Origin of the sequence: Halorubrum cibi (genome assembly GCF_900182635.1) — an archaeon.
GTDB classification, from domain to species: Archaea; Halobacteriota; Halobacteria; order Halobacteriales; family Haloferacaceae; genus Halorubrum; species Halorubrum cibi.
The window spans coordinates 1-12244 of record NZ_FXTD01000014.1 but is presented as its reverse complement, the minus strand read 5'-3'; the positions used below and the strand labels follow the sequence as shown (position 1 = coordinate 12244).

Below are 12244 nucleotides of genomic sequence, written 5' to 3'. Positions count from 1 at the left end.
GTGAGACGATCGGTCCCGCTCGGCTCCGTGCTCGTCGGAGTCGTCGCTGCCGCGGTCGGTGTGTTCGTTGCCACCGCCGAGCCGCTCGCCGGGTGGCCCGCGGTCGGCGGGCATCCGTCGAACCTCGTCGCCGAGCGGCTGGCGTTCGTGCTCGCGCTGTTCGCGCTGCTGTTCGGTACCTACCGGCTGCTCGCGGACGTGCTGATGCGCTCCGCGAACAAGCGCCGAGCGTACAACACGCGGAACCTGCTTCGGCTCGCGTTCGGGTTCGTCGGGACCGTCGGGACGCTCGCGGTGTTGACCGACAACTGGCTCGGTCTGCTGTTCTCGCTCGGCGTCATCGGATTCGCGGTCACCTTCGCGCTCCAGCAGCCGCTGCTCTCGCTCATCGCGTGGGTGTACATCACGGTCAAGCGGCCGTACGGGGTCGGCGACCGGGTCCGCATCGGCGACGCCAAAGGCGACGTGATCGAAGTGGAGTTCCTCGTGACGACGCTGTGGGAGATCAACGGCGAGCTCGTCAGCACGAACCAGCCGTCCGGCCGGGTCGTGACCGTCCCGAACAGCGTCGTGCTCTCATCGAACGTGGTCAACTTCGGTGGCGGCGGGTCTCCGTACGTGTGGAACGAGGTCGCGGTACAGGTCGCCTACGAGACCGACCTCGAGTTCGCGCGCGGGATCATGCGCGAGGAGGCAACGGACCTGCTCGGCGAGGAGATGGCCGACGGGATCGCCGCCTACCGGGACGCCCTCTCGGAGACGCCCGTCGAGCTGGAGGTCCACGACGGGCCGACCGTCAACGTGACGCAGGGCGAGTCGTGGGTCGAACTCCGTCTCCGGTATCTCACGCACCCGCGACGCGGCCAGCGGGTGAAGAACGCGCTGTACGAACGGATCCTCGACCGCTTCAACGAACACCCGAGTCGGGTCGCGTTCCCGGTGAGCCGGAACCGGTAGTCGGGAGCGACGACCGGGATGAGACCCTCGGCGGGAACGACGCGGAGCGGTGGAGTTAGGTGCCGCCCTCACGATTTGAACACGATGGAAGCGGCACTCTGGTACGTGTTGACCGGAACGCGGGGCGGCGCGAACCGCGTCCGGCTGTTGCGAGCGCTCGACCAGCGCCCGCGGAACGCGAACCAGCTGGCCGAGGGCCTCGATCTCGACTACAAGACTGTTCGACACCACCTGGACGTCTTGATGGAAAACGGCGTCGTCGAGAGCAGCGGCGACGACTACGGCGCGGTCTACCTGCCGACGCCGCGAGCGCGCCAGCACTGGGAGACGATAGAAACGATCATGGAGCAAACCGATGACACGTGAACGGAGGCCTCGATCGCCGGATCGGCGCGAAATTCGGAACGAATTTGGGAAAGCGGTTATACCCCCACACCCGATAGCAGGTGTACGATGAGTTTCTGGTTCGACGTGGCACGGTTCTCCGCGGGGCTGAACGTGGTCCTGCTCCTCGCACTCGTCTGGGTGTGGGGACGGAACTACCTCCAGTTCCGGTCGAAACACACCCTCGGACTGGTGATGTTCGGGGGGTTTCTGCTCGGGGAGAACGCGCTCGCGCTCTACATCTATCTGGTCGATCCGATGCTGTCGGCGTGGTTCGCGAGCGAGGCGGTCCCGCCGGTCGCCTGGCGGGCGATGATGGGGCTCCACGTGCTCCAGACGGTCGGACTGCTGTTCCTCGTGTGGGTCACGTGGGACTGACGAGAGCGACTGTTACCGACGACCCGTCTTCCGTTCCGCGCGTGTCCCACCGCTGATCACGGACCGAGAACCCCCTTCGTCTGAGCGACGCCACCGCACCCCGTACCGTCCTCGTCGGAGGTCGGATCGCCGTCTCCACGGTCGATCCGGTTCGGTTTCGGAACGAATTTGGGTGGGAAGGTGGCCGTAGTTCGGCAAATCGCTTTTTACGTCCTCTCGGTCGACTCTTCCATGCGCAACAGCGCATTCACATCGGCGATGGTGATCGTGCTCGTCGTGTCGGCAGTCGCCGGCGCGGCGGGCGCGGTCACGGCACAGAACACGGAGCAAGCGGCGAGCGTGAGTTTCTCCGGCGGGACGTCCGGCGGGTCCACGGTCGTCGTCGACGAGGTCCGCGTTCCCGACGGCGGGTTCGTGACGATCCACGACGACACGCTGACCGACGGTGACGTGCTCGGCAGCGTCGTCGGCACGAGCGCGTACCTCGAGGCCGGGACACACGAGAACGTGACCGTCGAGCTCACCGACGGGATCGACACGGGGACGTTCCACGCGATGGCCCACCGGGACACCGACGGCGACCGCGCGTACACGTTCGTCTCCTCGAACGGCGAGGTCGACGGTCCCTACACGGTCGACGGCGAGATCGTGATGGAGAACGTCGAAGTAACCGCGTCGGCGACCGTCGAGGCCAGCGACCAGCCCACCGAGGGGAGCTCGGTCGTCGTCGACCGCGTCGAACTGAGCGAGGGCGGGTTCGTGACGGTCCACGACTCCTCGCTCGCCGACGGTGCGGTCTTCGAGAGCATCCGCGGCACCAGCGGCTACCTGGAGGCCGGCGTTCACGAGGACGTTCGCGTGCGGCTCGACGACCCCCTGGCCGAGAACGACTCGCTGTTCGCGATGGCCCATCAGGACACGAACGACAACGAGGCGTACGACTTCCCCGCCACCGAGGGCGAATCGGACGGTCCCTACCTCGACGGCGACGACGAGATCGTGATGGCCGGGTTCGACGCCCAACTCGACGAGGAGGCTCGCGCGACGTTCGAGGCGCAGGCGAGCGGCGGCAACGCGGTCGTCGTCGACGAGGTGTACCTCCCCGACGGCGGATTCGTGACGATGCACGACTCCTCGCTCGCCGACGGCGCAGTCTTCGAGAGCATCCGCGGCACCAGCGACTACCTCGAACCGGGCATCCACCGGGACGTCGTCGTCTCGCTCGACGAGCCCCTGACCGATGACGACTCGCTGTTCGCCATGGCCCACCGGGACACGAACGATAACGAGACGTACGACTTCCCCGCCACCGAGGGCGAGGCGGACGGTCCGTACACGACCGACTCCGGCGACATCGTGATGGACGACGGCGCGGTGACCGTCTCCGCGGGCGTCGCCTTCGACGGGCAGACCGTCGACGGAACGACGGTCACCGTCGACCGGGTCGACGTGAGCGAGGGCGGATTCGTGACGATCCACGACGCGTCGCTCGCCGGCGGTGCGGTCTTCGATTCGGTGCGCGGTACGAGCGAGTACCTCGAGCCCGGCGTCCACGAGGACGTCGTGGTCGAACTCGACGATCCGATCCGCGACACGCATCAGCTGATCGCGATGCCGCACACGGACTCCGACGACGACCGAGTCTACGACTTCGTCGAGACCGAGGGCGAGAGCGACGGTCCCTACGTCGACGGTGACGAGGAGATCGTGATGGCCGACGCGACGGTACAGCTCACCGCGTTCGTCGAGGCGGCCGACCAGGAGACCGACGGCGAGACGGTCGTCGTCGAGGACGTGACGCTTCACGACGGCGGGTTCGTGACGGTCCACGACTCCTCGCTCGCCGATGGCGCGGTCTTCGAGAGCATCCGCGGCACGAGCGACTACCTCCAACCCGGCACGCACACCGCGGTCGAGATCACGCTGGACGACCCGCTGACGGAGGACGACACCGTCCTCGCGATGGCCCACCGGGACACGAACGATAACGAGGCGTACGACTTCCCCGCCACCGATGGCGCGTCGGACGTGCCGTACGTCGCCGCCGGATCGCCGGTGATGTCGCCGGCCGAGCTAACGATCCCGGGCGACGACGGGATGGACGGAGAAGACATGGACGGAGAAGACGCGAATGACGACGAGACGATGGACGGCGGCGACGGCATGGATGCTGGAGAGATGAACGACGAGGGAGAGATGAACGACGAGGGAGAGATGAGTGACGACGGTGAAATGAACGACGACGGTGAGATGGGTGACGACGGTGAAACGAGCGACGAGGCGACTGCGGACGGAACGACCGGCGACGACACGCCCGGATTCGGCGTCGTCGTCGCGCTCGTCGCGTTGATCGCGGGTGCCCTCGTGGCACGCCGCCGATCGTGAGATCCGACCAGGAACGCCCGAGAAACGATCCGTATCCGACTGCCTTCTTTATATATCTCGGATTTCACGGTATCCGGTAGCACGGTTCGTCCGTCGGATCGGATTGAGTCGAGTATATCGGCCTCAATCGGCCGCACATCCGCTATCTGTCGGTTTCATTGATGATATACTGAGCGAAACATTTATACACTGTAGACACTTACTGTTTGTTAACGAATCGGGCATCCCCGGCCCCGCATTTTCGTCGGGAGTTCGATCGGAGAACACCCATGACAGAGACACGCATTCGAAGCTACGATCGGGACGAGGAGATCGACCGAACCGCCGCTTCGGAACGAACGGACGAGGAGATCGCCGAGAGCGAGTCGGCGGAGAACAGCCGGGTGACGAGCTGTCCGGAGTGTACGGGACGCCTCGTGACGGACACCGAGCACGGCGAGACGGTGTGTGAAGACTGCGGGCTCGTCGTCGAGGAGGACTCGGTCGACCGCGGGCCGGAGTGGCGCGCGTTCGACTCGGCCGAACGGGACAGCAAGTCCCGCGTGGGCGCGCCCACGACGAACATGATGCACGACAAGGGCCTGTCGACCAACATCGGCTGGCAGGACCGGGACGGGTACGGGAAGTCGCTCTCGAGCCGCCAGCGGCGTCAGATGCAGCGGCTCCGCACCTGGAACGAGCGGTTCCGCACGCGCGACTCGAAGGAGCGCAACCTGAAGCAGGCGCTCGGCGAGATCGACCGGATGGCCTCGGCACTCGGGCTCCCGGACAACGTCCGCGAGACCGCCTCGGTCATCTACCGCCGCGCGCTGGGGGAGAACCTCCTCCCCGGCCGATCCATCGAGGGCGTCGCGACGGCGTCGCTGTACGCGGCCGCCAGACAGGTCGGGAATCCGCGAAGCCTCGACGAGTTCACCGCGGTCTCGCGCGTCGACAAGATGGAACTCACGCGGACGTACCGCTACGTCGTTCGCGAACTCGGCTTGGAGGTACAGCCGGCCGACCCCGAGAGCTACGTCCCGCGATTCGTCTCGCGGCTCGACCTCCCCGAGGAGGTCGAACGCCTCGCGCGGGAGCTCCTGAAGAGCGCGAAGGACGCGGGGATCACGAGCGGCAAGTCGCCGGTCGGGCTGGCGGCCTCGGCCGTCTACGCCGCAGCCCTCCTGTCGAACCGGAAGGTGACCCAGAGCGAGGTGAGCGAGGTCGCCGACATCTCCGAGGTCACCATTCGCAACCGGTACAAGGAGCTGCTCGAGGCCAGCGACCACCTGGCCGCGTAAGCCCGCCGGCGAGAACTCGCGAGGACTTCCCGACGACGAAGAGCTCCGTGTGGATAGTGACCGCGTCACGTATGTTTTTAATCCGACGGACTGTACGTGCCGGCATGGTCGAAGCGTTCGTCAGATTGGTGTGTCCGGAATGTACCAAGGAGTGGCAAGAGAACCCGTCCGAACTCCCGAAACTGCGCACGAACTTCAGCTGTTCCAACTGTCACGCGACCCGGCGGCTCACGGAGTTCATGCGGACCGAACGCGATCTCGAGACGGTCCGGCAGTTCCAGTGACGGGACCGTCGAGGACTATATAGACGGGTGGTGTGGTAACTAGACTCAGGATAGTAATATAAGCCTCCGGTAGCAAAGGACCGTTACTCATGAAGAAACAGGAGCTCATCCACCTTCACGGCCTCCTGGCCGAGGTACGAAAACAGTGCGAGTTCTGGAACGACGACCTCGACCTCGACGCGTATGAGGAACTCGGCGTGAAACCGACATCGATACACAAATCGAAGACCGACCACAAGGCGGCTGTTTTTAAACTGACCGAAGGGATCACGGAGCCGATGGAGGAGGCAGAGTCGGAGCCGCTGGCCCCCACCGCGGACTGATACTCGTCGAGTAGCCTACCGTCGTTCGATACGTCCTAAGTGGCGACCACGTCGATGAGCCGAGGCGATCACTCGCTCTCGTCGGTCGAGGAGCGTTCCGTCGTTTCCTCCTCGTCCATCTCCTCGACGGAGAGGACCTTGAGCGGGATGTTTCGGAGCCGTTGGCCGATCTCCTTTCTCGCGATCCGTCTGGCGTGTTCGCCGCGATCGACGTTGAACACGTCCATCCGGAGTTCGAGCGCGACGAGCGCCTCGTCGGCGGCGATGAACGCGGGAGGGAGCTCCTCACCAGAGGGAGAGGTGCGGCTCCCCATGTCGATCTCGACGTAGTTGAGATCGGGGTTCAGCATCTCGCCCGTCTTCGAGACCGCGATCCGGACCGCCTCGTCGGCGGTCCCAACGTCGTACACGGGAACGGCGGCCTCCACGACGACTCGACAGTCCATCACGTGAACACGTACCGTGCGAACGAGTATGAAGGTTCGGCCGCAGGGACGACTTCCCGCCCCGAACGGCTCACTTCCCGCCCGCGCGGAGGTGGTAGAACACGTACGTCTGGGCGTATCCGGCGTACTCACTGCCGAATCGCTCGCGAATCGCACGAGAGGTATCGACGTAGGACCCGCGGTCGCAGTCGGGGAAGTACTCCTCGATGGTCGTGTTGATCCACGTGTCGAGCGGCACCGCCTCGAGGAATCCCAGCGAAAAGAGCGCGACGCAGTCGGCGACTTTGTCGCCGACGCCGACGAACCGAGTCAGCGACTCCCGAGCCTCCTCGTACGGGAGATCGACCGCCTCGCCCGGGTCCGCCTCCCCCGACGCGACCATCTCCGCGGTCCGTCGGACGTAGGGCGCTCGGTATCCGAGGGAGAGGTCGCGGAGTTCGGACTCGCTCCGATCCGCGAGCTGCGCCGGCGTCGGAAACGTGCGGTACGTCTCCCCGTCGAGATCGACGGGATCACCGTACGTCTCCCGAAGCCGACGCTGCATCCCGTGTATTCTGGCGACGCGCATCTGCGCCGAGCAGATGAACGAGACGAGACACGGGAACGCCGGGTCCCGAACCAGTCGCATCCCTTCGTATCGGTCGAAGGCTCGCTCCAGCAGCGGAAGGTCGGGGGTCGCGTCCCGGATCGCGTCGAGGTCGTCGTCGAGTCGGAGCAGGTGGGTGAGAAGCGGCACCGCGTCCGTCGACGCCTCCCACTCGAGCGTCCCGTCGTGAACGCCGCCGACCTGGCGGACTCGGAGGGGAACCCGCTCGTCCGTGACGTCCGGGATCGGGGCGACGACGGTCTCGTACCACTCGTCGCCGCCGTGGGCGTGGAGGTCCTCGTAGGTTCGACCGTCGGCGCGGTTCCACAGGTAGCTCTGTCCGCTCTCGACGGTCGCCTGGAGGTCGAAGGGTCCGGCGAGGTCGGCGACGTCGATCGCTCCTCGTTCCATCGGATCCCGGAACGTGACGCGGGCGTATCGGCGTTTCGGTACCCCGGACCGCCGACGGCGACGGCGCGGGACGGGGCGGGACGACGAGAACGGAGCGAGACGGCGACGACGGCGCGCGACGGCGAAGGGGCTTTTCCCGTCGGCCCCGTAGGTCGGGCATGCCGACGTACCGCCGGAGGACCCGGATAGCCGCCCCCATCGAGGACGTGTGGGCGTTCCACTCGACGGTCGACGGACTCCTCGAGTTGACGCCCGGCTGGATGAACATGCGTATCGAGGCCGTGGAGGGACCCGACGGCGAGCGTGACCCCGAGGTGTTGACCGCGGGCTCGCGGATCCGGATGTCGATCCGGCCGTTCGGCGTCATCCCCCGCCAGCGGTGGGTCTCGCGGATCGTCGAGCGCGAGCCGGACGGGGAGACGTCGCCGACGGGGAGCGCGTACTTCGTCGACGACATGGTGGACGGTCCGTTCCGGACGTGGGAGCACACCCACGCCTTCCACGCCGACGGGGAGGAGACCGTGCTCGAGGACACCGTCGAGTACCGCCTCCCCCTCGGCGCGCTCGGCGACGCGGCGGGACCGTTCGCGAAGCTCGGGTTCGAGGGAATGTTCCGGGACCGACACCGTCGGACCGCCGACCGCTTCGACGCGGCGTGACCGCAGCGGCGCCGACGTCGGGGAGCGACCCGAGCCCGAAACCGGAGGTAGGGTAGGGCGGGACCTACTGCGGCACCGTTCGAGGCGGAGCCATCTCGAGGTCGAACTCGAAGACCGCACCGTCGTCGTTGTGGACGTCGACGGTCCAGTCGTGCGCCTCGGCGATGCGATCGACGATGGCGAGCCCGATGCCGGAACTGTCCGCGGTCGAGAAGCCGGAATCGAACACGGACTCGCGGACGTCCGGCGAGACCCCCGGCCCGTCGTCGGAGACGTACATCCCCACGACGCCGTCCGATCCGACCCGCGGACCGACCTCGATCGCGACCTCCGGCCCGCCGTGGTCGACCGCGTTCCGGAAGAGGTTCTCCAGGGCCTGCCGGAACCGTCCGGGATCCGCCTCGACGCGCCCCGTCCCGTCGGCGACCGTGAGCGTCGCGTTCGGGGCCCGGACCGACTCCCACGCCTCCTCGGCGAGGGACGCGACCGGCACCGTCTCCGTCTCGCCGATCGTCTCGCCGCGCCGTGCGAGCATCAGGAGGTCGTCGATGAGCGTCTCCATCCGGTCGACCGCGTTCTCCATCGCGTCGTAGTGTCGCGACCGAACGTCGTCGGCCGCGAGATCCAGATAGCCGGAGAGCACGTTGAGCGGGTTCCGGAGGTCGTGTGAGACGACCGCGCTGAACTGTTCGAGCCGTTCGGCCTGCGTCCGAAGCTCCATTCGCCGCTCGTTGCGCGTGACCGCGGAGGCGATCAGGTCCGCGAGCGTTCTGTACAGGTTCACCTCCCGCTCGGTCCAGGAGCGCCGCCCGTCGACCTCGAAGGAGACGACCCCGGTCAGCTCCCACTCCGTGACCAGCGGCACGTGGACGGTCGCCGGCGGAACGTCCTCCGTGCCCGAGGCCGGGGCTCCTCCTCCGTCGGCGGAGACCGCGGGAACGGAGACGTTCTCGAACGTCGACAGGCGATCCGGCTCGGGGAAGTCGTCGAACGCGCGCACCGTCGGCGAGAACCCGTTCGGAGACCAGTAGTACTCCGGCGAGAACCCGTCGTCGCCGTCGAGATAACAGACGATGCGATCGAGTTCGGCCCGCTCCCCCACGCTCTCCATCGTCCACTCGATCTTCGTCTTCACCTCGTCCGAGCGCGTGCTCATGAGCGTCGTCGCGGCGTCCAGGAGGACGGTCGTGAGCCGTTCGAGACCCGGATCGGAGAGTCGGTTGCGGGCGGGACCGATCGTCGCAGCCAACCTCGCGACGAGCGGGTCCGATTCGGGATCAGAACCGGAGAACGGCCCCACGGTGTCGGCTGCGCCCGCGCGAAACGCCGTTCGGACCGCCTCCGGCTCCCCCTCCGGAACGACCACCACGCCGGGGAGCCGCCCGAACGGGTCCGACGAGGCGGCCGTGTCCTCCACCGCCGAGGAGAGGACCGAGGCCGTCGTCACGACGCCGCAGGCGTCGGCGAGCCGGTCCGGGTCCGCGTCGTCCGTCGGGAGGGATCCGGGGTCCGCCCGCCGGACGACCGGAGCGTCCGGACCCGGAAAGGCGACCGCCGTCGCGGCGGTTACCCGATCGAGGAGTGGCGAGCCCGCGTCTGCGAGAACGACGATCGAGCGCCGATTCATGTCCACGAGTTCGCGTCTCACCACTTGAACGTTGAGCCCCGAGTATCGGCATTGAAAACCGACTCAGCGGGACCCCGTGGTCGTGAGGTAGATCCCCGAGAGGACGATCACGCCGCCGAGGACGGTAAAGCGGGTCGGAACCTCGCCGAGGAGCGCCAAGGCGAGGATCGTCGCCCCCACCGGCTCTCCGAGCAGCGACACCGAGACGACGCTCGATTCGAGATACCCGAGCGCCCAGTTGATCACGGTGTGTCCGAACAGCCCCGGCCCGATCGCCAGACCGAGAAAGACCGCCCACTCGCGGGGAGGGTATCCGATGAGCGGGTTATCCTGCGCGAGCACGAGAGCGAACAACGAGACCGTACAGACCCCGTAGACGACGACCACGTACGGGACCAACGCGAGCCGTTGCCGCAGTGACCGCCCGGCGAGGACGTAGCCGGCGGCCGTCACCGCCCCGATCAGCGCCAGCGCGTTGCCGTAGAGCGGCGCCGGGCCGACGAGGACGCCGCCGAGGAAGTCCCCCAGCGACATGACCGCGATCCCGCCCACGGCGATCCCGATACCAACCGCGATCCGGCGGGTCACTCGCTCGCGGAGCAGCAGCCACGCGCCGAGGGCGACGAACACCGGCTGCGCCTGAACGAGGGTGACGCTCGCGGCGACGCTCGTCCACTCGAGGCTCTCGAACCACGAGGCGAAGTGTATCGCCAACGCGACCCCCGACAGCGTCGCGAAGCCGAGATCCCGCCGGTCGATCCGGGCGAAATCCTCGCGATACCGCCACGCGGCGACCGGAAGCAGCGGCAGGGTGGTGAAAAGAACCCGATAGAAGGCGGCGACCGAACTCGGCGCGTCGCTCCACCTGACGAGGATCGCCCCCGTACTGACCGCGAGAACCGCGGTCACGAGTCCCAGTTCGGGGGGCACCCGTGGAGCGGCTCCGTTCGAGGTCACACGCTCGCTTTCCGGCGAACCCGGTTACCGCTTTCGGGAGGTCGACGGAGGTTTGAATCGCGGAGTCGAAGGGGACGACATGTGTTCGGACACCTTCGGCGTCGGCGTGCGCGTCACCGAGGAGGAGCTACGGTTCCTCGTTCACGTCCCGACGGACATCGACTCGGGATGGACCGACCCGGAGACGTTCCAGTCGCTCGTCGCGGAGGTCGTCTGGGAACGGCTCGACAGGCGATCCGTCCTCGAGACGATCGCGACCGAGTACGACACTGGAGACACGGTGACGCTGGGAACCGTCACGCTCGATCCCGACGGCTCGGTCGTCGGTCACGATCTGACGGATCCGAGACGCTCCGACGAGGAAGGATGACCGTCGCGTGCGTCATCCCTCGAGTTCCCGAGCCGGGTCGTCGTCGGAGACGACCGCGAACGCGACGCCGACCGCCGCCATCCGAACCGGATCGTACGCCGTGAGGTCGTATCTCGTCGATCCGACCGTTTCCGCCCACGTGTCGAGGACGCCAAGCGAAACGAGTCCGGAGAGCGTCGCTCCGAGCGTTCTCGGTGTCGTTTCGGGGTCGGAAAGGGCGGCGTGAATCTGCTTCGACTGCGGGTAGTTCCGAGTACAGGACTCGACGCCCCGCTGGGCCTCGGCCCAGTAGCGTCGCGTATAGCCGAACGTGGTCGGGTCCTCGGCTTTGAGCCGGTCGACCGCAGCCGTCAGCTCCGGATCGACTCCCTCGACACCGTCGGCGCGGTCGAGAACCGACGGCAGTACGGACACCGCCTCCCCCGTGAGCGACCAGCCGATCGTGACCGGCGCCTCGACCGCGGCGGCCTCCACCGCGATCGACTCAAGCGCGCCAACCGCCTCTGATACCCCACGTGCGGCGGCGAACGGCGCGAGATCGTCGAGTATCACTCGCGGTTCCGACCCTTCGAACTCCGCGAGACTCTCGGAAACCGTCTCCAGGATCCGATCGATACCGACACCCGATCCGAGGACCGTGTACGCGAGACGCCGCTCCGGGAGGACCTGCGTCGTTGCCGGCGCGGTCGCGCTGCGAGAGACGTCGCTCGCGACCACGATGGCCTCCCGCCGTGGCGATCCCCCGATCCGGTCGCGCCAGGCACGTCTCCACGCCTCGAGATCCGTCTCCAACAGGATCGAGACGACCGATCGATCCGTTACCCCGTCCCGAACGGACGGCGATCCGGCAGATGCGACCCGGATCGTAACGTCGCTCTCGCGTGTCGTCGGGACGGTCATGAACGTATTGTCTTCAAACAGAAATAACATAAACTTATTGGTGAAACAATCAATATTGAGATCTCCGAAGCGACCGAACGCTCGATAGAACGACAATTCAGCGCGAATACGAGCCGTTCAAAACGTGACGTCGTCCGCGCTCTCCGATCGTTTCGAGATCGACACGTCGGTTCGGTGGACGGGAAGCGTGGCTACTCGCTCAATACACGTGAAAACAGCCCACGAACGCGATGTCCGTGGGCTGTGGAAAACGGGAATGATCCCGATGAATGGTGAGGCGGCGAACCGCGGTTCCCA

14 protein-coding genes are annotated in these 12244 nt (G+C 66.8%); 9 read left to right on the top strand and 5 right to left on the bottom strand.

Annotation, left to right across the window (positions count from 1 at the left end):
* From FN829_RS15005 to FN829_RS14975, 7 genes are all read left to right on the top strand, one after another.
* Positions 1-957 carry a mechanosensitive ion channel family protein gene (locus FN829_RS15005; protein WP_142987754.1) on the top strand — a complete coding sequence of 319 codons (957 nt, stop codon included), beginning with the start codon at positions 1-3 and terminating at the stop codon, positions 955-957.
* An 84-nt stretch (positions 958-1041) separates the two neighbouring features.
* A complete protein-coding gene (locus FN829_RS15000) occupies positions 1042-1323 on the top strand; it encodes an ArsR/SmtB family transcription factor (RefSeq protein ID WP_142987753.1) in 282 nt (93 codons plus the stop codon).
* Between the two features lie 87 nt (positions 1324-1410).
* Complete coding sequence (locus FN829_RS14995) at positions 1411-1719, top strand: hypothetical protein (protein WP_142987752.1); 309 nt, start codon at positions 1411-1413, stop codon at positions 1717-1719.
* 231 nt (positions 1720-1950) lie between these two features.
* Entirely contained in the window at positions 1951-4104 is a 2154-nt protein-coding gene (locus FN829_RS14990; protein WP_142987751.1) for a DUF7282 domain-containing protein, read from the top strand.
* 269 nt (positions 4105-4373) lie between these two features.
* Positions 4374-5384: a transcription initiation factor IIB gene (locus FN829_RS14985; RefSeq protein WP_142987750.1), complete on the top strand. Its 1011-nt coding sequence runs from the start codon at positions 4374-4376 to the stop codon at positions 5382-5384.
* Positions 5385-5488: 104 nt separating this feature from the next.
* Positions 5489-5668 carry a DUF7836 family putative zinc-binding protein gene (locus tag FN829_RS14980; RefSeq protein WP_142987749.1) on the top strand — a complete coding sequence of 60 codons (180 nt, stop codon included), beginning with the start codon at positions 5489-5491 and terminating at the stop codon, positions 5666-5668.
* 89 nt (positions 5669-5757) lie between these two features.
* Positions 5758-5991 (top strand): UPF0058 family protein, encoded by a 234-nt coding sequence (locus FN829_RS14975; protein ID WP_142987748.1) that lies wholly within the window; start codon positions 5758-5760, stop codon positions 5989-5991.
* 68 nt (positions 5992-6059) lie between these two features.
* Here the strand turns inward: FN829_RS14975 and FN829_RS14970 are convergent, their stop codons facing one another.
* A complete protein-coding gene (locus tag FN829_RS14970; RefSeq protein WP_142987747.1) occupies positions 6060-6437 on the bottom strand; it encodes a DUF555 domain-containing protein in 378 nt (125 codons plus the stop codon).
* A 70-nt stretch (positions 6438-6507) separates the two neighbouring features.
* Positions 6508-7434, bottom strand: a complete 927-nt coding sequence (locus tag FN829_RS14965) for a DNA-3-methyladenine glycosylase family protein (protein ID WP_142987746.1) — start codon at positions 7432-7434, stop codon at positions 6508-6510.
* A 158-nt stretch (positions 7435-7592) separates the two neighbouring features.
* On the opposite strand from FN829_RS14965, the gene FN829_RS14960 reads away from it, so the two are divergent.
* Positions 7593-8093 carry an SRPBCC family protein gene (locus FN829_RS14960; RefSeq protein WP_094531135.1) on the top strand — a complete coding sequence of 167 codons (501 nt, stop codon included), beginning with the start codon at positions 7593-7595 and terminating at the stop codon, positions 8091-8093.
* A 64-nt stretch (positions 8094-8157) separates the two neighbouring features.
* On the opposite strand, the gene FN829_RS14955 is transcribed toward FN829_RS14960, so the two are convergent.
* Positions 8158-9720 carry a sensor histidine kinase gene (locus tag FN829_RS14955; RefSeq protein ID WP_142987745.1) on the bottom strand — a complete coding sequence of 521 codons (1563 nt, stop codon included), beginning with the start codon at positions 9718-9720 and terminating at the stop codon, positions 8158-8160.
* Positions 9721-9783: 63 nt separating this feature from the next.
* Positions 9784-10677, bottom strand: coding sequence for a DMT family transporter (locus tag FN829_RS14950; protein WP_142987744.1), 894 nt, complete (start codon positions 10675-10677; stop codon positions 9784-9786).
* Between the two features lie 79 nt (positions 10678-10756).
* Here FN829_RS14950 and FN829_RS14945 point away from each other — a divergent pair, with 79 nt between their 5' ends.
* Positions 10757-11047 (top strand): hypothetical protein, encoded by a 291-nt coding sequence (locus FN829_RS14945; protein ID WP_142987743.1) that lies wholly within the window; start codon positions 10757-10759, stop codon positions 11045-11047.
* Between the two features lie 12 nt (positions 11048-11059).
* Here the strand turns inward: FN829_RS14945 and FN829_RS14940 are convergent, their stop codons facing one another.
* On the bottom strand, positions 11060-11947 hold the full coding sequence (locus FN829_RS14940) for a hypothetical protein (protein WP_246066558.1): 888 nt from the start codon (positions 11945-11947) through the stop codon (positions 11060-11062).
* Positions 11948-12244: the final 297 nt, after the last annotated feature.

Bases quoted from the DNA above. Each gene is read 5' to 3' on its own strand.
- FN829_RS14985 (WP_142987750.1), top strand. From the start codon at position 4,374: ATGACAGAGACACGCATTCGAAGCTACGATCGGGACGAGGAGATCGAC.
- FN829_RS14960 (WP_094531135.1), top strand. From the start codon at position 7,593: ATGCCGACGTACCGCCGGAGGACCCGGATAGCCGCCCCCATCGAGGAC.
- FN829_RS14975 (WP_142987748.1), top strand. From the start codon at position 5,758: ATGAAGAAACAGGAGCTCATCCACCTTCACGGCCTCCTGGCCGAGGTA.
- FN829_RS14990 (WP_142987751.1), top strand. From the start codon at position 1,951: ATGCGCAACAGCGCATTCACATCGGCGATGGTGATCGTGCTCGTCGTG.
- FN829_RS14995 (WP_142987752.1), top strand. From the start codon at position 1,411: ATGAGTTTCTGGTTCGACGTGGCACGGTTCTCCGCGGGGCTGAACGTG.
- FN829_RS15000 (WP_142987753.1), top strand. From the start codon at position 1,042: ATGGAAGCGGCACTCTGGTACGTGTTGACCGGAACGCGGGGCGGCGCG.
- FN829_RS14965 (WP_142987746.1), bottom strand. From the start codon at position 7,434: ATGGAACGAGGAGCGATCGACGTCGCCGACCTCGCCGGACCCTTCGAC.
- FN829_RS14955 (WP_142987745.1), bottom strand. From the start codon at position 9,720: ATGAATCGGCGCTCGATCGTCGTTCTCGCAGACGCGGGCTCGCCACTC.
- FN829_RS14980 (WP_142987749.1), top strand. From the start codon at position 5,489: ATGGTCGAAGCGTTCGTCAGATTGGTGTGTCCGGAATGTACCAAGGAG.
- FN829_RS14970 (WP_142987747.1), bottom strand. From the start codon at position 6,437: ATGGACTGTCGAGTCGTCGTGGAGGCCGCCGTTCCCGTGTACGACGTT.
- FN829_RS14940 (WP_246066558.1), bottom strand. From the start codon at position 11,947: ATGACCGTCCCGACGACACGCGAGAGCGACGTTACGATCCGGGTCGCA.
- FN829_RS14945 (WP_142987743.1), top strand. From the start codon at position 10,757: ATGTGTTCGGACACCTTCGGCGTCGGCGTGCGCGTCACCGAGGAGGAG.